At 70.4% G+C, this 20,073-nt stretch carries 16 protein-coding genes and 1 pseudogene; 7 read left to right on the top strand and 10 right to left on the bottom strand.

All coding sequences use genetic code 11. The features are described 5' to 3' along the window. Position 1: 1 nt before the first annotated feature. The 3 genes from ACZ31C_RS23780 to ACZ31C_RS23770 all read right to left on the bottom strand — a co-directional run bounded on the left by ACZ31C_RS23780 (position 2) and on the right by ACZ31C_RS23770 (position 7,071). Positions 2–3,268 (bottom strand): ATP-binding protein, encoded by a 3,267-nt coding sequence (locus ACZ31C_RS23780; RefSeq protein ID WP_465797133.1) that lies wholly within the window; start codon positions 3,266–3,268, stop codon positions 2–4. A gap of 175 nt (positions 3,269–3,443) precedes the next feature. Further along, positions 3,444–4,778 carry an AAA domain-containing protein gene (locus ACZ31C_RS23775; protein ID WP_465797132.1) on the bottom strand — a complete coding sequence of 445 codons (1,335 nt, stop codon included), beginning with the start codon at positions 4,776–4,778 and terminating at the stop codon, positions 3,444–3,446. Between the two features lie 682 nt (positions 4,779–5,460). After that, positions 5,461–7,071 carry a DHA2 family efflux MFS transporter permease subunit gene (locus tag ACZ31C_RS23770; protein WP_465797131.1) on the bottom strand — a complete coding sequence of 537 codons (1,611 nt, stop codon included), beginning with the start codon at positions 7,069–7,071 and terminating at the stop codon, positions 5,461–5,463. A 279-nt stretch (positions 7,072–7,350) separates the two neighbouring features. Between ACZ31C_RS23770 and ACZ31C_RS23765 the strand changes: the two genes are divergently transcribed. Then, positions 7,351–7,701 (top strand): PadR family transcriptional regulator, encoded by a 351-nt coding sequence (locus ACZ31C_RS23765; RefSeq protein WP_465797130.1) that lies wholly within the window; start codon positions 7,351–7,353, stop codon positions 7,699–7,701. Continuing rightward, entirely contained in the window at positions 7,698–8,717 is a 1,020-nt protein-coding gene (locus tag ACZ31C_RS23760; protein WP_465797129.1) for a hypothetical protein, read from the top strand. The genes ACZ31C_RS23765 and ACZ31C_RS23760 overlap by 4 nt, the downstream gene beginning before the upstream one ends. 44 nt (positions 8,718–8,761) lie before the next feature. Here the strand turns inward: ACZ31C_RS23760 and ACZ31C_RS23755 are convergent, their stop codons facing one another. The 7 genes and pseudogenes from ACZ31C_RS23755 to ACZ31C_RS23725 all read right to left on the bottom strand — a co-directional run bounded on the left by ACZ31C_RS23755 (position 8,762) and on the right by ACZ31C_RS23725 (position 13,945). Then, positions 8,762–9,130 (bottom strand): globin family protein, encoded by a 369-nt coding sequence (locus ACZ31C_RS23755; protein WP_465797128.1) that lies wholly within the window; start codon positions 9,128–9,130, stop codon positions 8,762–8,764. A 212-nt stretch (positions 9,131–9,342) separates the two neighbouring features. Then, positions 9,343–10,038, bottom strand: a complete 696-nt coding sequence (locus ACZ31C_RS23750; protein WP_465797127.1) for a hypothetical protein — start codon at positions 10,036–10,038, stop codon at positions 9,343–9,345. Positions 10,039–10,185: 147 nt separating this feature from the next. Continuing rightward, positions 10,186–10,641 (bottom strand): hypothetical protein, encoded by a 456-nt coding sequence (locus tag ACZ31C_RS23745; protein WP_465797126.1) that lies wholly within the window; start codon positions 10,639–10,641, stop codon positions 10,186–10,188. 157 nt (positions 10,642–10,798) lie between these two features. Beyond that, positions 10,799–11,986 (bottom strand): FAD-binding oxidoreductase, encoded by a 1,188-nt coding sequence (locus ACZ31C_RS23740; RefSeq protein ID WP_465797125.1) that lies wholly within the window; start codon positions 11,984–11,986, stop codon positions 10,799–10,801. 174 nt (positions 11,987–12,160) lie between these two features. After that, positions 12,161–12,376: pseudogene (locus ACZ31C_RS23735) on the bottom strand (DivIVA domain-containing protein); the annotation flags it as partial. 234 nt (positions 12,377–12,610) lie between these two features. Beyond that, the gene (locus ACZ31C_RS23730) at positions 12,611–13,423 is read right to left on the bottom strand and encodes a protein kinase family protein (protein WP_465797124.1); all 813 of its coding nucleotides are present in this window, start codon (positions 13,421–13,423) and stop codon (positions 12,611–12,613) included. A 60-nt stretch (positions 13,424–13,483) separates the two neighbouring features. Then, complete coding sequence (locus tag ACZ31C_RS23725) at positions 13,484–13,945, bottom strand: glycine-rich domain-containing protein (RefSeq protein ID WP_465797123.1); 462 nt, start codon at positions 13,943–13,945, stop codon at positions 13,484–13,486. Positions 13,946–14,079: 134 nt separating this feature from the next. Between ACZ31C_RS23725 and ACZ31C_RS23720 the strand changes: the two genes are divergently transcribed. From ACZ31C_RS23720 to ACZ31C_RS23700, 5 genes are all read left to right on the top strand, one after another. Continuing rightward, entirely contained in the window at positions 14,080–14,715 is a 636-nt protein-coding gene (locus tag ACZ31C_RS23720) for a helix-turn-helix domain-containing protein (RefSeq protein ID WP_465797122.1), read from the top strand. 22 nt (positions 14,716–14,737) lie between these two features. Next, positions 14,738–15,625: a hypothetical protein gene (locus tag ACZ31C_RS23715; protein ID WP_465797121.1), complete on the top strand. Its 888-nt coding sequence runs from the start codon at positions 14,738–14,740 to the stop codon at positions 15,623–15,625. Further along, entirely contained in the window at positions 15,622–16,203 is a 582-nt protein-coding gene (locus ACZ31C_RS23710; RefSeq protein ID WP_465797120.1) for a GNAT family N-acetyltransferase, read from the top strand. The genes ACZ31C_RS23715 and ACZ31C_RS23710 overlap by 4 nt, the downstream gene beginning before the upstream one ends. Before the next feature lie 295 nt (positions 16,204–16,498). Continuing rightward, positions 16,499–16,996: a macro domain-containing protein gene (locus ACZ31C_RS23705; RefSeq protein ID WP_465797119.1), complete on the top strand. Its 498-nt coding sequence runs from the start codon at positions 16,499–16,501 to the stop codon at positions 16,994–16,996. Beyond that, positions 16,993–20,061 (top strand): DEAD/DEAH box helicase, encoded by a 3,069-nt coding sequence (locus ACZ31C_RS23700; protein ID WP_465797118.1) that lies wholly within the window; start codon positions 16,993–16,995, stop codon positions 20,059–20,061. The genes ACZ31C_RS23705 and ACZ31C_RS23700 overlap by 4 nt, the downstream gene beginning before the upstream one ends. Positions 20,062–20,073: the final 12 nt, after the last annotated feature.

Here is a 20,073-nt window from a genome sequence, read left to right as displayed (position 1 = left end):
GTCACAGCCGCCAGGGCACCGGCACGCCGGGAAGATAACGGCAGGCGGCACCGGTGGAGACGGTCTCGCGCAGGTGTCCGGCCAGCGGCGGATGTCGTTCGTCGAGGCGGCGCAGAGTGTCCCTGATCCGGGCCGTGACCGTCTTGCGGGCCCGCTCCGACTCGTCACCCAGTCGGCGGGTCCGCCCGGCCAGCCCGGCAGCCGACCGCAACTGCGCGATCAACGCACCGCGTTCGGCGTCCAGCACGGCCACCTTCGACTCGTCGCCACGGCTCGCCGCCCGGTCGATCTCGTCGTCGAGACGGGTCAGGTGACGTCGGTAGCGGTTCCTCGCCTCCTCGTCGAGCACCTCGTCGCCACCCATCCGCCGGGCCGCCACCAGCTCCGGACCGGCGGCCGGGTCGAGCAGCTCGACGGCGGGCACGTCGACACCGGGCCGACCGAGCAGCAGCCGCAGGTCGTGCAGCCCCTTGGCGTCCGGCAGGTGCACGGTGACGCCCTGGTAGGTGAGCCGCCAGACCGCCCCGTCGCGGCGGAACTCGTACGCCGGGGCCGGTGGCGTCGGGGCCGGGCCGGTCGGCGTACCCGTCGGGGCCGGGGTCGAGCGACCGCGCGGAGTGTCGTCGGCGAGCCGGGCGAGCACCTGCGGCAGATCGAGGTCGCGGGCCTCCTCCCGGGCGGTCGCCCGGATCGCGGCGACGGTGTCGGCGTCCCCCGGACGGCCCCGGGCGACGAGGGCGTCGGCGAGCGCCACCCGGGCGAACAGGGCCCACGGCCGGGCGTCCATCCGGTCGGCGGCGTCGCGAGCTGCGGTGAACCGGGTGACCGCGTCGTCCCACCGCCGGTCGGCGGCGTCGACCACGCCCAGCCAGTGGTCCACCGGGCCACTGAGGTCGCAGCCGAACAACGAGACCAGCCACTGCCCCTGATACGGCAGCAGCGCCTGTCGCGCCTCGGCACACCGCCCGGGGTCGGCGACCGTGGCCTGGGCGCGCAGTCGCAGCCAGAGCGGGGCGACCGGGCCGGTGAACGTGGTCCCTTTGACGTCCAGCTCGGCGGTGATCCGGGTGGCGGTGCGGTGGTCACCGCGTTCGGCGGCGGTGATGCCCCGCAGCAGCGCCCGGTGCGGATGCTCGCCGTCGTTCAGCCCGTCGACCATCTCGTCCGCCGCGTCGAACTCGCCCCGCAGCATCAGGTATGACCAGCGCAGGTGGTGGCCGAGGAAGCTGTGGTCGGCGTGCTCCCACTCATCGAGGTCACCCAGCTCGAAGAAGCAGGTGTCGGCCTCGGCGAAGTCGCCCCGGAAGGCGCTGGTGATGCCACCGTCGATGGCCGCCGCCATCTGGTGGCGCGGTCTGCCGGTCTGTCGGGCGGTCGTCACGAAAGCGGTCAGCTCGTCCTGGTAGCGGGGATCGCCGAGTTCGAGCAACGCCACCCAGCGCAGCGAAGTGGCCCACAACGCGGTCTCCTGGTCGCCACCCCGCCGGGCCACCTCCCGGATCTCGGCGGTCAGCGCGACCCGGTCGGCCGCGGTGCCCGGCCCCCAGGTGGCGTCGTGGCGGGCCCAGAGGCTGAAGGCGAGCGCGTCGTCGTCGTGCACCCGCCGGGCGAGGGCTTCGGTGGCGGTGATCAGGTCGGCTTCCAACCGGCGGAGGGCCACGTCGGCGGGCTCGCCGACGAGCCGGCGGTACGCCTCACGGACCAGACCCTCGGCGTCGACGGTGATCCGGGGATTGGTCTGGCAGTGCCGGTGCACGTTGAGGGCGAACCGGGCCAGCAGGGCCGGCTCGTCGGTGGTCAGCGCCAGGGCGGCGGTGTCGGCGAGAATCTGGTCGGCCTCGTCCCGGCCGCCGGTGTGGAAGAGGCGGTCGGCCAACTCGATCATGATCTTGATCCGTTGGGACGGGTCCGTCGCCACCGTCGCCGCTCGCCGCAGGTGCACGGCCGACTCCTCCAACGCCAACCGGCAGGCGGCGTCCCGCGCGGCGGCGAGCAGCAGTTCCGCGCGACGGTACGCCTCCAGGTGCGCGTCGGCGAGCCAGGCGTGCCGGGCAAGGTCGGCCGGGATCAGCCACTCGGCGAGCGCGGGGTCCTCGTCGACGGCGCGGACGACGGCGGCGTGCCGCACCCGGCGCTCACCGTCGGCGAGACCGTCGTACAACGTCTCGCGGACCAGGTCGTGCGCGAAGGTGTACCGGCCGTCGCCGCCGGAGAGCACCAGCCGTGCGGCCACCGCCACGTCCAGCAGGGCGTCGAGCCGGGCCGATGGCCGACCGGCACTCGCCGCCAGGACGGCCGCGTGGAACTCCCGCCCGAGGACCGCGGCGACGGTCAGCACGTCGACCACCTCGGCGGGCAACCGGTCGAGCCGCCGCCGCACCACCTCGCGTACACCGGGCGGGATGCCGGCCAGTTGCCCGTCCGAGTGCCACAGCCGGGCGGTCTGCTCCACGAAGAAGGGGTTGCCGCCGGTGCGCCGGTACACGTCGTCGACGCAGTGCGGATCCGGCTCCCGGCCGGCGGTGCGGGTCATCAACGCGCCGACCTCGTCCCGGGACAGGCCGGTGAGGGTGATCGGGGTGGCCTTGGCCACCAGCGACATCAGCAGCGGCCGCAGCGGATGCTCCTCCGCCTCCACCTCCGCGTCCCGGTACGTGCCGACCAGCAGCAACCGCTCGAACCAGGTGTGCTGGGCGGCGAACCGCAGCAGTCGCACCGACGCCGCGTCGGACCAGTGCAGGTCGTCCAGGACCACCAGCACCGGCCGGCGCTGGGAGACCGCGACCAGGGCGGCGGTGACCGAGTCGTAGAGCGCGAAGGCCTCCCGCTCCGCCGTATCACCGTCTCCGTGCCCCACCGCCGGTGGCAGCAGCCCGTCCCCGCTCGTGGTGACCGGCGTCATCAGCGCCGAGCCGTGCGACCTCGACGTGGGATCCACCTCGCCGAGCAGCAGACGCAACGCCGGCTCGGCCGACTCGCGGGCCACCGCCCAGTCCTCCGGCGACCGGCGCAGACCGCGCAGCACCTGCACCCAGGGCCAGTAGCCGGGCGCGCTGGCCGAGTCCCAGCAGGCCGCCCCGAGCACCAGCGCACCCTGCCGGCGGGCCTCGTCGGCGGCCGACGTGACCAGGGTCGTCTTGCCGATCCCCGGCTCACCGGTGACCAGGACCAGCCCACCGTGACTGGCAGCGGCCCGGTCGACCTCGGCGCGCAGCAGACCGGCGGGATGGTCCCGTCCGATCATCACGCCGCTGGGCCGCGCCCTCATGGCACCCGACGGTAGCCGACACGACCGACAGACCCGTACCGATCGGCGACGGCACCGCGCTGGTCAGCCTCGGCCCGCTGGCCCACGGCGGGCTGGCCCACGGCGGGCTGACCGGCGGCGGCCTGACCGGCGGTGGTGCCGGGCGGGACCGGCTGCCGGGTTGGGACGCCCGAGGTCACGCGTCGGGGCCGACCGGGCCGAGCGCCGCCAGGTGGGCGAGGACGGCCTGGTTGGCCTCCCAGCCGTCGGGGAACTTCACCGGCACGTCCAGCTGCGGCGCCTCGGTCGACGGGTGAGCGTCAAGCAGCTCGCCGATGCCCGCGCGGGCCACCACCACACAGGCCTGCCGGTGCCGGGAGGCGAGCACGCAGAGTCGCCCCGACTCCAGGTGGAAGGCGGTCGCGTCGCGGCGGCCGGAGAGCGGGTGCAGCACGATCGTCATGTCGTACTCGCGGCCCTGGAGCCGGTTGGCGGTGTCCACGGTGATGCCCGCTCCCGCCTCGCCCAGCAGCGACCGGATCACCGCGACCTGGTCGCGGTGCGCGGCACCGACGGCGATCCGGTCCGCCGTCACCGGCGCGCCGCCGGGCGACTGCTCGCAGATCGCGACCGCACCGCGCCGCAGCACCCGCAGGGCGAGCGCGGCACACGCGGCGGCGGCCTCGGCGTCGGTACGCAGGGTGTGCCGGGCCGGCAGCTCATAGAGCGCCCAGCCGTCGGCGGCGGCCAACTCCACCGCCCGGTCGAGGGCATCGCCCGCCCCCGTCTCGGTGAAGTGCAGCGCCCGCTGGGTGGCGACCGTGCCGGCACGGAACTCGGTGAAAGGGTAGAACGCCCGCGACACGACCGGGGCGGCCGAGGACGGCAGCCGCCACGACACGGGCAGCCGGTGCACCGGCAACTGCGGGTTGTGCCGCAGCAGCACGGCCACCGCCGACTGCATCGGGTCCCAGGTCAGTCCCGCCCACCGGCCGGTCTCGACGGTGGAGAACGGATCGAGCTGCCCGGGGTCACCCACGAACAGCGCCCGTTCGAACCTGCCGGCCACGCGCAGCAACGCGTCCGAGCGCATCTGGTACGCCTCGTCCACGATCGCCCACGGCCACGAGCCCTCGGCGACCGTGGCCCACTTTGCGGCCGTACCGATGACCACGGCCGAGGCGGCGAGGTCGGTGACCTTCGCGGCGATCCGGACCTGGTCGTGTGCGCTCACCCGCTCCGACGGCCGGTAGTCCCTCGCGGAGAGCCGCCCGATCCGCAGCTCGGGCGCCTTCCGGGCAAGCCGGTCGATCAGGTCGTCGACCTGCTCGTTGGTCTGCGCGATGATCATCAACGGCTCACCGGTGCCGGCCAGCTCGACGGCAGCCCGCACCACGAGCGTGGACTTGCCCGCCCCGGGTGGCGAGTCGACCACCACACCCCGGTGCTCGCCGGACCGCAGGTCGGCCAGCACGGTCGTGATCACCCGTTCCGCCTCGATCCCCGGCGGCACCATCAACTGCGGCAGCATCGTCCCCACCCCCATTCGGCGTCTCGCGACCCTACCGCCGTACGCACCATCGCCTGACACGCCGCACCCGACCGCCGCATGCACCAGCCTCACCGTGCCGCACCCGACCGTTGCACCCGACTGCCACACGCACCCACACTCGTCGCGCCGCACCCGACCGCCGCCTGGCAGGCCGAACCCGGCTGCCGTGTGCACCGGTCCTCGTCGTGCCGATCCGCCGCCCATGGGCGAGGCCGGGCAGGTCGGGCGCGTCGCAAGGGCGGCCCGACCTGCCGCAACCGATGGGTTGACCGCCCAAGACCGTGCTCGATCCAGGATCGAGTGGCTTCACGAACGCGACGAGACCACTCGATCCTGGATCGAGCGCGATCTTGCGCGGGATGCGGCGCGCGGGATGCGGGCGCGCGGGATGCGGGCGCGCGGGATGCGGGCGCGCGGGATGCGGGCGCGCGACGCGCGGTGCAGGCGCGACGCCCGGTGCGCGAGGCGGGGGTGCGGCCTCGGAGGATGAGGGCTGCGGCGACACGGGCTGCGGCGACACGGGCCGCGTCGCGGCGTGCGACGGTGTGGCCGGGCTATTCGGAACGAGCAGTTCGCCGGACGGGTCGGGTGCGGCCACCCCGGTTCAGGGTGGCCGCACCCGTGCCAGCGGTCTCGGATGGTCAGCGGTGACCCGGTGCGCTCAGTGCACGATGACCGGGGCCCGGGGCGCCTCGCCGGGCTGCTCCCCGGGCTGGTCGTCCAGCAGGTGCGACCGCTCCCGCCGCCTGGGCAGGAACGCGGCCGGGATGAATGTCGCCGCCACCAGGGCGAACGCCACCCAGAAGGTGGTCGCGAAGGAGTTGGCGGCGAAGTCGAGACCGCGCTCGATGATCGACGGGTCGGGCACCTGCTGGGCCAGTTCCGGCCGCTGCTGGGCGGCGATCGCCAGCCCGGCCTCGGTGATCGGCTCGCCGTTCGGGCCGGTCAGGCCCGGGATCGGCTGGGACTTGTTGAACTCGTTGGTGAGGATCACCGACATCACCGCCGCGCCGACCGAGCCGCCGATCTGCTGGAGGATGTTCACCAGCGTGGAGCCTCGCGCGACCTCGTGCCCGGTCAGCGTCTTCAGCGCCGAGGTCATGATCGGCATCATCGTGCCGCCCATGCCCAGGCCCATCACGAACAGCGAGCCGCAGAGCAGCACGTACGAGGTGTCCGCGTCGAGCTGGGTGAAGGTGAAGAACCCGGCGAGGATCAGCGCCAACGCGAACGGCACCGTCCGGCCGACCGGCACCTTGTCGGCGAGCATGCCGGCGATCGGCATGGTGACCATCGCGCCGAGGCCCTGCGGTGCCATCAGCAGACCGGCGTGCAGCGTCGACTCACCGCGCACCTGGAGGAAATAGCTGGGGAAGAGCAGCCCGGCGCCCATGAACGCGATGATGAAGACGAACATGGTCACCGCCGCGACGGTCAGCCGGCGGTTGCTGAACAGCCGCAGGTCGAGCAGCGGGTGCTTGGGCTTGAAGGAGTAGAACACGAACGCCACCACCAGCACGGCGCCGACCAGCATCGGGCCCCAGACCTCCGGCTCGGCGAAGGTGCCGGTCTCGGGCAACGTGGAGACGCCGTAGAGGAAGAGGGCCAGACCGGGCGAGAGCATCAGCATGCCGACGAAGTCGAACGACTGGGAGGGCTGTGCGGCGTCCTTCGGCAGCGCAAGCTGTGCGTAGACCAGCGCGACCACGCCGATCGGCAGGTTGATCAGGAAGATCCAGTGCCAGCTCGCCACGTCGATCAGCCAGCCGCCGAGGATCGGGCCGCTGATCGGGCCGAGCAGCATCGGGATGCCGAGCACGGCCATCAACCGGCCGATCCGGTTCGGGCCGGCCGCCCGGGTCATGATCGCCATGCCGATCGGCATGAGCATGCCGCCGCCGAGGCCCTGGAGCACCCGGTACCCGATGAGCTGCCCGATGGTGTCGGCCGTGGCGCAGAGGCCGGACCCGATGGTGAACAACGCCAACGCGATCATGTAGAGGCGTTTGGTGCCGAACCGGTCGGCGGCCCATCCGCTGAGCGGGATGACCGTGGCCAATGCCAGCGTGTAACCGGTCATCGTCCACGCGACGCGGGCGTACGAGGCGTCGAACTCACTCTGGAAGGTCGGCAGCGCGACGCTGACCACCGTCACGTCGAGGATCGACATGATCGCACCGAGCACGACGACGCCAGCCACCTTGAGCACCGCGGCGTCGAGTTTGTCCGATGTCGGGACAGGTTGCGGTGCCGCGACAGATTGCTGTGCCACGAAGTCTCCTGTTGTCGGATCTGACCGAAGGACGAGCGGTGGTGGCCGACGCGGTGCCGATGGAAGACCGGCCCGACGTGCGGAAGGGGCGATGCCCGCAGCGCAGATTAGCCCCCACCGCCGACACTCCGCCGCCCGTTTAGCGGCCGGCAGACCGGTGTTCCTCGTCACCGCCTAGTTTCGCGACTACTTGCCGAACCCAACTAGTCTCAGATAGAACTAGTCGGGCTGACGGAATACCCTCCCGAAGCGACTAGTCGGAAGGCGGTGCAACGAACGATGGGTGCCACAGTCGACCCGGCGACAGGCTGGCTCCGCGCGAGCCTGGGGCTGGCCGTCCTGGCCGTTCTCACCGAGGGCGAACGGCACGGCTACGCCCTCGCGCAGCGACTCGCCGATCACGGCCTCGGCGCCGTACGCGGTGGTGCGCTCTATCCCGTGCTGGGCCGGCTGGAGGCCGACGGGGCGGTGCGCTCCGACTGGCTGCCCGGCGAACGCGGCCCCGGACGCAAGGCTTACTCGATCACCACGGCGGGCCGGCAACGGCTGGCGGAGGAGCGCGCCCGCTGGGGCGAGTTCACGTCGGCGTTCGACCGGCTCCTGACCGCAACGGGAGAGGGCACGAGATGACGGAGCCGTTCGAGCGTTGGGAGTTGCCGACCCGGCTCGCCCTCAGCGACCAGGGCGTCGGCTACCACCTGGCAAACCCGATCATCGCGGACGTGCGTACCCACTGCGAGCTCAGCGGCCAGAGCCCGTACGACGCCTTCGGCGACCCGGAGGAGTTCGCCCTGACCGCGGCGGCCGAGCAGCCGGCACACCTGCGGCAGAACGTGGACCGCAACGGCATGCTGCCGACCGACTACCTGACCGGCTCGGTCTTCGCCCTGATCCTGCTGGGCCTGAGCGCCACGATCTTCTACGCGATCCTGGAACGGACCCTCACCTTCACCACCACACCCGCCGGCCTGGCCGGTCTGATCATGGTCTGCCTGGCCTTCACCGCCTGCGCCGTCCCCAACGCGCTGCGCGCCGCCGGGCGCCCACGACTGGCCATCTGGTCGTTCGCGCTGGTCGGCCTCTTCGTCGTGCTGGGCGCGTTGAGCTTCGTGCTCCTGCCCAAGGAGCCGGCCGCCCGCATCCCGGTGCTCGGCATCGTCGTGGCCGCACTGCTCCTGCTCTGGCTGATGACCCGGCAACCGGCCGCCCCGAATCAGCCGGTCGACTACGTCCCGCCCACCCCGCGCACCGCACCCGACGACGACCCGGCCGCCTGGTACCGCCGCCTGTCCGGCCTGCTGGTCGGCCGCTACGACCTCCCGGCCGAGCGCGCCGCCGACCTGGCCCGCGAGGCCCACGACCACCTGGCCGCCGCCGGCGGCACCCCCACCGCCGAGTTCGGCCCGGTCGAGGAGTACGCCCGCGACCTCGCCGAGCACGAGCCGCAGCGACGCGTACCCTTCTGGCGCACCACCGGCGCGGAGCTGGTCGCCGCCCTGGTCGCCGTCCAGCTCGGCATCGCCGCCTTCTTCGCCTGGACCGACGAGGGTCACCTCTGGGCCGCGTACGGCGTCGCCCTGCCCTGCGCCGTGGTCGCCCTCGGTATCGCGATCCGCCTGGCCCTGCGACTGTTCAGGCGCGGCTGACCGGCCCGACGCCCTCTCGTCACCTGCGGCGAGAGGGCGTCGCCCTACCCGCGCTCCGCGCGCACGACGCGCTGCACCCCGATGATCGCGTCCGTCGGCAGGTCGAGTCGCCACAGCACCGCCGCCAGGTAGTCGAGCACCCGCCAGTGCTGCTCCGTGGTCAACCCCAGCCGCCGCCACACCCCGCCGACCGACCCGATCGTCCGACCCGGACCACCCAGGGCCGGAGTGAGCTGAGCCGCGAGATGGGTGGCGAGCCGCCGCCGGTCGATCCCCAGCAGGTACGGCGCCAACTCCGCGTCGGCCGCCACCAGACGCATCCAGCGGTGCACCACCCCACGTACCCCCGCCGGCCCGAGCCAGTCGATCGCATTGCGCGTGCAGGCCACCAACTCCGTCGTCCGCATGACCATCAGTACGGACCATTCTGGTAGATCAGTTCACCCGTCGTACCCCGACCGTCCGATGAGCACAGTGCGGCTGGGGCCGTGGGTGGCCATCTCGGGTTCGGGGCCTGTCGAGCTGATGGCGTCAACGGATCGCAGGAACGAGCACGGGCGGACGGCGGACGGCGGACGGCGGACGGCGGACCAAGATGCGATCGAACTCCGCCGCCGTTCCCCGATCAGAGACGGTTCTTCACCGTCGTCAGGACCTGCCCATCAACCGATGTCGCTTCACACGTCAACCCCACCGACTGGTTCACTTGAGGCAGTAAGGCGCTTGTCAGCGTATAGCGAGCGGTGCCGTTGACCGCGAAGCCCGAATCTGTCTGCCACGCCTCTTGCAGCTCAACTTCGGTCAAGGAGACAAGAATTCCGTCCGGTCCAGCCCGACCTGCCCGCCTGTTAGCTTCACGCTCCAGCGCAGTCCGACATTCTCGTTGAGCCGCCTGCAAGGTCAGACTGTCCTTGCTGGTAACTACGACGGCGGCGACGGCGACGGCAATCAGAGCGACAGTGAGGCTGGCGACAGCGAGAATCACGGGCAGCTTACTGCGCCTGACGCTCACCGGAGCGATCGGTGGAATAGCCCCATTCGGAAGCGGCACCGAAGCATGTCCCCAGCCGCTGGGAGCCGGCTCGGGAGCTTCGAGACCAGTCAGCCGGTGCTGCTGGCCCGGATTCGCCGGCTCCGCCACCTGGTGCGGCGGCTGACTCGGGTACGGAAAGGTCATTCTCTGGTTCTCCACATTGTTTGGCCCGTCGATGCTGCTCAGCGCGGACGCTGCACACCCACAGGTTGTCGGATAGGCGACCGAGGATGTCACCGGACGGTTGGGAGGGGCTGCCAGGGCACCCGCCGCCTTCCATTCGGTCAAGGCGGTGTGATATTGCCTCGGCGACTGATCGTGGGACGGCGTGCGGTGCTGCTCGGGCACAGCACCGACGGACCACAACTGTCGGCCAGGCGGTGACAGAGCCGGTAGCGGGAGACTGCGGTCCGGCTGGGGAAGGGCACCCGAGAGTCACCGGCCGTAGGTCGTCACGGTCTTCGGCCGGGACTTCATGTAGTAGGCAAGTCCGTAAACGGGCAGCCAGCAGCCGGCGGTCATGAAACATAGGATGATGTGGACGACATGGAAACCCGCACCGATGTACTCCCTGGTATAAGCGGGTAGAGGCGGCGCAGCGTACTGCGGCGGCGGGTACGCCATCGCCTGTGCCGGATACGAATAGGCCTGTTGGTGCGGGTGTGGCGGCTGGGGAGCGTACGGTCCGGGCGGATAGGCGGCGGGTGTGGCGGAGTAGGGCACACCGGATTGCGGAGGGTGGGCCACCGGCGGACGTGAATAGGGAACGGCCGACTGTGGCGGATAGACGACTGGCGCGCCCTGGTACGGCAAGGGTGCGGTCGACGGATAGGCCGGATCAGGTGCGTTCGGACCGCCGTTGCCCGGAATCATCGGTTGCTCAGGATGCACCAGGACACTTTTGACTCCCGTCAACGGGACCGCCATCCGCCGGACAGACCCGCAACTGCGACAATCAGTCAGCTTGGATGGCCCAGTCCTGTGGAAGTGATTTCATCGGTCCGACATGATCGCGTTATGGCTGCAGTTGACGATCAAGACAACGACATCAGTCCAGGTAGGATCGGGAGCCGGCCAGCATCGCGGGCGGCCCGCAGACGTACACCTCCTGATCGGAACGGAGGTGACCCAAGGCCACGGTGAGGGCGTCACCGTTCTCCCCCGGCACCGCGAGCGGGTCGTGGGAGAAGACCGGCACGACGGTCAGCCAGGGGTGCGCCTGGTCGAGCTTGTCCAAGGTGATCGCGTCGTAGAGGTCGGCGACGGTGCGTACGCCGACGATCAGGGTCACCCGCCGGCCGTCGGGTGCGGCGGCGACCTGCTCGACCAGGGCGCGCAGCGGGGCCAGCCCGGTGCCACCGGCCACCAGCAGCAGATCCCGGCGAGGGACCGACGGCGAGACAGTGGGCAGGCTGAGGCCGACATCGACGGGTGGGCCGAGGTGGAGCGGGTCGCCGGGGCGTACCTCGTGGACGAGACTGCGGGAGACGGTGCCGGCGGCCACCGCGCGGACGTGCAGCTCGACGGTGCCGTCGGGGCGTGGGACGTTGGCCGGGCAGTACCAGCGCCATCGGCCCGGGTGTTGCGGCAGGCAGAGCGGCACCGCCTGGCCGGGCCGGAACGGCAGCAGGTGCCACGGGCGTACCGTCAGAATGGCGATGCCCTCGGCGGACAGGTCACGGCCGGTCACCTCGGCCGACCAGCACGCCGGCCCGTCGCCCATCCGCCCGGCGGCGCGCACGACGAGCGCCCAGGCCCGCCGCCACCGGTGCTCCCAGCCGACGTCGACCGGCGGCGGGCAGAGGCGCGGTGCCACCGTCGCCAGGGCGGCGCCGATCAGCGGACCGTGCTCGGGGCGAAGCCGATGCCGGTGGTGGACGCGGCCGAGTACCGCCAGCAGCGCCCACCGCTCGGGCCGGTCACCGCCGCCGCCGACCAGCCGGGCCAGGGCGGCGACGACGAGCGCCAGCTCCGATGCCGGTAGCGGGCACTGCCCCGCCAGCGCGGCCTGGAACTCGGCGGCGACCTCGTCGATCACCGCAGGACCGCCGGTCGCGAGCGCTCCCGCCAGGTAGTCACCGGCCCGCCGCCGCGGCGCCTCCGGCAGCCCCGGCCACCCCTTTAACACCGGCCTGCCGCCGCCCACGAGCTGCCGGATCAGGTGCGCGGCGAGCCGGTCCAGATCGACCCCGATGAGGTACGCGGACAGCTCCGCATCCGCCTGCACGAGCCGCATCCGCCTGCACGAGCCGCAGCCACCGGGTGACCGCCGCCCGTGCCGCCGCCTCGGTCACCGGCGCTCCCCCACCGAGTGTGCGCGCCATGCCGGCCGGTTCTCGGTCCACCGGTTCTCGCTTTGCCGGCTCTCGCCTTGCCAGCTCTCGGTCTGCCGACTCACGCCTTGCCGGTTCTCGGTCTGCCGGGACTGCCACTGTCGCAACGCCTGCCGGACCCGCTCGGCCTCGGTGTTCGCCGTGACGAGGTGCCGTTGCAGGCGATCCAGTTCGTCGGCGACCCGGTCGAGGTAGTCGTACACCTGGGCCGGATCCAGCCCTCGCCAACGTCGGCCGAATTCGGCGGCCCGGACGTGGTGCGACTGGAGGCGTTCCCCGGTCACGTAGATCATCGCTGCGCTACCTCCTGCTCGGCGGTCACGTACGGCGGCCTCGGCACGCTCGTTTCGCTCATGTGGTGCGGCACCGAGGCGGGCGGGGTAGGTAAGCGTTGTTCGGGTCGACGCCTACCGGAGCCCAGCACCCGCCCCGGGCCCTGCGCCCACTGTCGACTCAGCTCAGTCGTGCTGGTATGCAGCGATGATCGTGACGCGCATGCACGATCCGCATACGCACGGTGATGCGGATCAGTTGCTGGCTGGTTGCCGGCTCATGCGATGGGTGTGCCACTGGCGGGCGGCATCGAGAAGCGGCCCACGATGTGGGACCGGAGCGGTGCGTTGCAGGCACGCCCAGAGGTCGGCCAGGGCTGCGGCGAACGCAGTGACCGCCTTCGCGTCGGCTTCGACGAAGGCGGGGACATGCGCGGCCCAGCGTTCGGCATCGGCAGGGCTGTGCCCGGCACGGATGAGGCGGACCAGCATGAAGGCGGTGTCGATCCAGGCCGCGCCTCGACAGGGGGCGGACCAGTCGACCAGCCGGAGCCGGTCGCCGAACAGAAAGTTCCGAGGTGTCATGTCGGTGTGCAGCAGAGTTTCCCCGTCGACCAACTCCGGGGCGATGAGCCCGCGCCACCGTGTGGTGAACGGCTGCACCTCGACCGGCGGGCATGGCGTCAGCTCGCGAGCGAGGGTGGCCAACAGTTCGGCGACGGCATCCAGATCCGGGGAGCCGGGATCCAGCCTGGGGTAGCGGCCGGGCACGTGCTCGAAGCCGAGCAGAATCCAGCCGTGGCGCTCGACGGTCCAGCGGAGGCGGGGTACGACGTTGGGAAGCCATCGGTTGATCCGGGCTTCCTTGCGATAGAGCCACGCAGTCCGGCCGTCGGCCTGCCCACCCTTGCAGAACACCTGACCTGCGGCAGTGTCGAGCGTGACGGCGAGTTCACAGGAGGCCCCGTCCGGCACGATCTCAGCCCGAATGATTCCGCCGGTATGCCGCTCGACCTCCCGACGCAGCGAGCCGGGGAGGTCGTGCCAGTGGTGGCGGTGGTGCGGCATCGGTGGCCTTCCGGGCGGCGGTCCCAGCCAGCGTAAGCCCAGGACCGCCGCCCGGACGGATCAGCGGGTCGGGCTGTCGTGGCAGCCGGCGTGGCACTGACTGCACTCCGCAGATGCGCCACCCCACAGCTCATGGTCGACTGCGAAGCCGGCGGCGACGATGGCGGCGACCGTCCGGGAGATCGGAGCGCCGATCGGTTCGGGTCCGGAGCGGCGTGAGTCATCCGGGTCAGGTTCAGGCTGGTGATGGATGAACCGACCGGCGACGCGCTGACAGAACTCGGCGTACTCGCGTGTGTGCAGGATGAACGTGTGCCAGCCGATATCCACCAGGTCACTCGGACCGAGCGGTTCGTCGTTGACGGCGCAGGCAACGAGAAAGGCGAGGGCCTGATCCAGGATCCGGGCCGGCAGGTCGGCGGCCAGCTCGGGATGGTCGCGGACGATACGGGCGGTCAGCCGGGTGAACAGCTTCTCGGAGACGAGCGTCCGGCCGGTGCTGACTCGGTCGATGGTGAGCATCCTGCTCCTTCCGTCGGATGGTCTCCACGCAGGCTGAGTCCGACCACGCTCCGGTGACATGACACCGTTAGATTGGTCGATATACGTGGCGCGTATACCGCGCGCCCACGAAACGGTTTGAATGGTTAGGCTCGATGGAGCGCAACGGACACAGCCACCCGCGAACGGCGAGGTTGCCGGTGACACCTGCGAACTGCCCCCGCTGCGGGGGACGCCTGGCCCGCGACAACGACAGCGGCCGCTGCGCGCCCTGCCACGCCGCCGAACGCGACCGGCTCAGTGCGCCGCCGGAGGTGCCAGCGTCCTTCTGGTCGCATCCGCCGTTACGAGCGGCTCTGGCCGACCGACATCTCGGGCGGGTGATCCGGGCCTATCGACACCACCCTTACCACGGGAGGGGAGCGTTACCTCAGGCCGTGGTGGCGGGCTGGTTGGGTATCACGCAAGCACAGCTCAGCCGCGTAGAGAACGGCCCGCAGTTGGTGCACCTCGACCGACTCTCACATTGGGCGACCCTGCTGAGGATTCCTGAGGCTCAACTGTGGTTCCGCCTCCCACTGAGCAGGCATGGGATGCAGACACGGCAGTTCGCAGCCGATTTCACGTCCGACGAGCGTCCGGGGACCACGGATCCCGCCGTTATGCCAACTACGCTGGAGGCGCCCCCCCGACGAAGGAGGTGGCACCACGGATCGCCGCCGGTTTACCACCCTGGCTGCCCTTGCTGGCCTCGCGGGAAACGGCCTGCTCGGCACATTGACGAAGGCTGACCGGGAGATCGACTCCGTAGGCATGGAGCACATCCGTCTCGCTGGCTCCTTGGTCGAGCGGTTCAGGCAAGCAGACGCCGCGCTGGGCGCAGATGAGTTGTGCGACGTGGCGATAGGAGCCCATACCCGCCTCTCGGCTTGGGCAGCCAGTTCCCGCTACGGTCGCGAAGTCGGGGATGCTCTCCAATCCGCGCTGGCCGACCTAGCCAACCAAGTGGCCTGGCTTGCAGTCGACGCAAACCGCCGCCAGCACGCACGGCCGTACCTGAATGACGCCATAACCCGGGCCAGGATCGCCGACGACCCGCACGAGGAGGTTCGTGCGCTGGCCTGTCTGTCCTTGTTGAGTCGCGAAGACCACCCTGCTGAGTCACTGCACTGCGCTGAGGCTGCCCTACGCGCTTCCAGAGGCTGGGCTACCGCACGCCTGAGAACCTTGTTGCGGCTGCGCACAGCCCATGCCTACGCACATCTGAACGACGTAGGCGGCTTCAACCGGGAGATGGCGAAAGCGCGGAACGAATTCGATCACGGACCGCACGAGGACGATCTGCCGTTTCTTCAGTTCGTCACCGCCCAGGAACTCACCGGCATCCAGGGGTTGTCGCACCTGGCTCTCGGCAAGCTGGCCCGCGCTGCGGAGTCATTCCGGGCCATCAGCAGCGGGCCGCCCGCCGGTCACCGCCGTAACCACATCTACTACACGGTGCGTCTTGCCGAAGCTGAACTCCGGTGTGGTGACATCCATTCGGCTGCACACACAGGGCTGCGAACGCTGCCGGAGGTCAAGGCCCTCAACTCAGGGCGGACCATGCGGCACTTCGCTCAGGTCAGATCGCACCTCAGTCGCGCGCAGTCGGTCCCGGCCCGTGAGTTCATCGATGCATACAGGACGGCGTTTCAGAAATGAGCAACAAACTGGAACTTCGGCACCACGATGCCGCCGAGGCACAAGCCCTGACCGATGAACTGGTCGAGGTATACCTCGACGCCCACACCGAAGATGGAGCGTTCTACAACGAGGAGCGCTACCGACAGCAGCTTTCTGGGCACATAAAAGTTCCCGGCTGGACGTTGGTCACCGCTCAGGTCGGCGGACGCCTCGTGGGCTACATCTACGGCTTCCCGCTGTCAATAAGGACTCGCTGGTGGGAGGGGATCCGAGGCGACGTTCCACCTGGCTTCACCGACGAGGACGGGCGACGGACCTTCGCGATCAGCGAGTTACTGGTGCGCGCCGACTCGCGACGCCAAGGTGTGGCGCGAACACTTCACGACCGGCTGCTTGGTGGCCGTACCGAGAAGCGTGCCACCCTACTCGTCCGTCCCGACAATGCGATCGCCCGACGTGCGTACGACTCGTGGGGCTGGACGCAGCAGTACCGGTTGCGACCCGGTTGGGAGAACGCGCCGGAGTTCATCGTGCTCACCAAGACGCTGCCCAGCGCGAACGCGCAAGACAAAGGTGATCCCGCACCCCGCAGCTGAGTGCGATGTCTACGTTTGGCGGTTCGTCGCCTGATTCAGCAGCGATTCGAGTCGGTGACGATGCGTACGGCGAAGCTCGTTCATTCACTTTCCCGGCGCACAGGTGTAGCCGATCAGCGTGCAGGCCACTTCAGAGGAAAGGTCACGCTCGATCCGGGATCGAGTGGCATCCAAGCGCGACGATAGCCACTCGATCCCGGATCGAGCGTGACCTTCCGGTGGAGGCGAGCGCATGGGCCGTTTCGTGTCGGGCCCTCCTGGTACAACGGGTTCGAGGCGGGAGGAGGTGGGGTTGATGATCACCTTGAGTCGTGGGGACCTGCTGAACGCCGACGTCGACGCGCTGGTCAACGCCGTGAACACGGTCGGAGTGATGGGCAAGGGCATCGCTCTCCAGTTCAAGCGCGCCTACCCGGCCAACTACGCCGCCTACCGAGCGGCATGCGCGAAGAACGAGGTCCACCTGGGCCGGATGTTCGTTGACGACTCGGCCCGTCCCGGCCCCCGCAGATATGTGATCAACTTCCCCACCAAGGGCCACTGGCGCGCCGCCTCGAAGCTGTCCGACCTCCTCGCGGGCCTCGCTGACCTCGTTCGCGTGGTGCGCGAACGGCAGATCACCTCGATCGCGGTGCCCGCCCTGGGCTGTGGCCACGGCGGGCTTGCCTGGGCTGAGGTCCACCCGGCCATCGAGCGAGCCTGTGCCGAACTTCCCGACGTGCGAGTGGTGCTCTTCGTCCCGGATGGAGAGCGAGAGACAACAGCCCCGAGAATTGGCAGGATCACCGGGTGACTGACCTTGAGCGGGGTGTCTACGAGCACGTCGTCACCCGTGAACTCGCCGATCGGCTTCAGCGCGTCGACCCCGCGCTGATTCAGCACGGGAAGCTCGATCCGGCTGACGCCCCGGATGCCCTGGCCCGCCACATCGCCACCCTGGCGCACCGTGCTCTGCACGCCGTCGGCGGTGGCGACGACAAGCTTCACCGGCAGGTCGAGTTGGCGAACCGCATCGCGGACGCCATCGCCACCCTCAGCCCGCAGGCAGCCACCGTCGATGACCAGGTCACCGACGCCAGGCACCTGCTGCATGCCATCGCCGCACCGCCGACCCCGCCGGCTGCGCCCGCCTTCCCGCAGCGGCCCACCACTCCGCTCTCCACCGGAGCGTTGCTGGTCAACGGCCGACACCAGCCGCGTATCGGTCACGAGGTCACCCACGAGATGGCCTCAGCGGTGCAGGTGGACCTGCTCTGCGCGTTCATCAAGTGGCACGGTCTACTCCAGGTGCAGGGGGCGATCCGTGAGCTGATCGGCCGTGGCGGTCGACTGCGGGTGATCACCACGACGTATCTCGGCGCGACCGATCAGCGCGCCCTGGACCGGCTCGCCGAACTGGGTGCCGAAATCAAGGTGTCCTACGAGACCCGGACGACCCGCCTGCACGCCAAAGCGTGGCTGTTCCGTCGTCACAACCGCATGACCACCGCGTACGTCGGCTCCTCGAACCTGTCGAAGACCGCGCTGATGGACGGCGCGGAGTGGAACGTCCGGATCTCGAACGTTGAGCAGCCGTACGTCATCGACACGTTCACCGCGACATTCGAGGACTACTGGCACGATCCCGCGTTCGAAGACTACGACCCGGGCCAGGATGCGGACCGGTTGCGCACGGCGTTGCGTGGGGAGCGTCGCGACGAGGCGCCGACCGAGATCGCCAACCTGGACGTGCGGCCGTACCCGTACCAATCGGAGGTCCTGGCCGACCTCGACGCCGAGCGCAAGGTCCATGGTCGGTGGCGGAACCTGGTGGTGATGGCCACCGGCACGGGCAAGACGGTGGTCGCGGCGCTCGACTACCGCCGGCTGCACCGGGAGAAGGCCGTCGACTCGCTGCTCTTCGTCGCGCATCAGGAGCAGATCCTGCGACAGAGTGTGGCGACGTTCCGGCAGGTCATGGGGGACGGCAGCTTCGGCGAGACGCTCGTCGGGGGCCGGGAGCCGCAGAACTGGCGGTACGTCTTCGCCTCCGTCCAGTCGCTGCACCGGCGGGAGATCGACCCCGAGGCGTACGACATGGTGATCGTCGACGAGTTCCATCACGCGGAAGCGCCGACGTATGCCCGGTTGTTGGAGCGGCTGCGTCCGCGCGTACTCCTGGGATTGACGGCGACGCCCGACCGCAGTGACGGCGGCGACGTGCGGCGGTGGTTCGACGGCCGCGCCGCCGTGGAGCTGCACCTGTGGGAGGCGCTGGAGCGGCAACTGCTGGCGCCGTTCCAGTATTTCGGCCTGCACGACGATGTGGACCTGTCGCAGTTGGGGTGGAAGCGCGGGCAGGGGTACGACCCGACGGAACTGGACGGCGTCTACACCGGCAACCACGCGCGGGCGCGGATGGTGCTGCGGGCGGTAGGCGACACCGTGGACGTCGATCGGATGCGGGCGCTGGGGTTCTGCGTCAGCATCGGGCACGCCGAGTTCATGGCGGACTGGTGCAGTCGGCACGGTGTGCCGTCGGCGGCGGTGACCTCGCAGACCAGCCCCGCCGAGCGGCAGGTTCTGATCAAGCGCTTGAAGGATGGCGCGGTCAGGGTGTTGTTCACCGTCGACCTGTTCAACGAGGGCGTCGACCTGCCGATGGTCGACACGATCCTGATGCTGCGGCCCACCGAGAGCGCCACGATCTTCCTTCAGCAACTCGGCCGTGGGCTGCGCCTGGACGACGACAAGCCCTGCCTGACCGTGCTCGACTTCATCGGTGGGCAACACGCCAACTTCCGCTTCGACCTGCGCTGGCGGGCCCTGACCGGGGTCAGCCGCCGCGCCATCACCGAAGCGGTACGCGACGACTTCCCGTCTCTGCCGAGCGGCTGCCATATCCAGCTCGACCGGGTGGCCAAGGACATCGTGCTGCGCAACCTGCGCTCGGCACTGCCCACGTCGAAGCCCGGCCTGCTGGCCGAGTTGCACCAGCTCGGGGACGTGCGCCTGGCCGACTACCTGCACGAGGTCGGCGTGGAGATCGAGGACGTCTACCGCTCGGCGAGCGTCGGCGGGTGGACCGGGCTGCGGCGGCTCGCCAAGATGGAGACCTCGCCGGGCGGACCGGACGACCGCGAGCTGGGCCGGGCGATCGGGCGGATGCTGCACCTGGACGACCCGGACCGACTCGACCTATTGGCCCGGGTGGCCGCCGGTGAGCGGCCCGAGGCCGGACGGCTCTGGGACATGCTGCACTTCGACCTCTGGGGGCCGAACGCGCCGCTGACCGAGCGCGAGGAACGGCTGGCCCGCCTCTGGGCCGAGCCGACGCGTTGTGCCGAGCTACGCCAGGTCGCCGAGGTCCTGCGCGAGCGCATCCACCGGGTCACCGCGCCGGTCGACGGGCTACCGCTGCGGGTACACGCGCGATACAGCCGCAACGAGGCGTGCGCCGCGTTCGGCATGCCGAATCCGGGCTCGCTGCGGGAAGGCGTGAAGTGGCTTCCGGACGCCCAGGCCGACCTCTTCTTCGTCACACTGATCAAGTCGGCGCAGCACTACTCCCCCACCACCATGTACGCCGACCGGGCCGTCACCGAGTCGCTGTTCCAATGGGAGTCGCAGAGCACCACGTCGTCGGCGTCGCCGACCGGGCAGCGCTACCTCCACCACGCCGCACGCGGCTCCACGGTGCACCTGTTCGTACGGGAGACCCGGGTGCCGGACCGCGACCTGGGCGCACCGGCCTACCTGTACGCCGGGCCGATGACCTACCAGCAGCACACCGGTGACCGGCCGATGCGCATCATGTGGCACCTGGACCATCCGCTCCCCGCCGACGTGTACGCCGCCGCCCGCACCATCGCCGCCTGATTTGATGCGCGC

The organism is Micromonospora sp. NPDC023869 (genome assembly GCF_055559695.1).
This window is presented reverse-complemented; position numbering and strand designations above follow the sequence as displayed.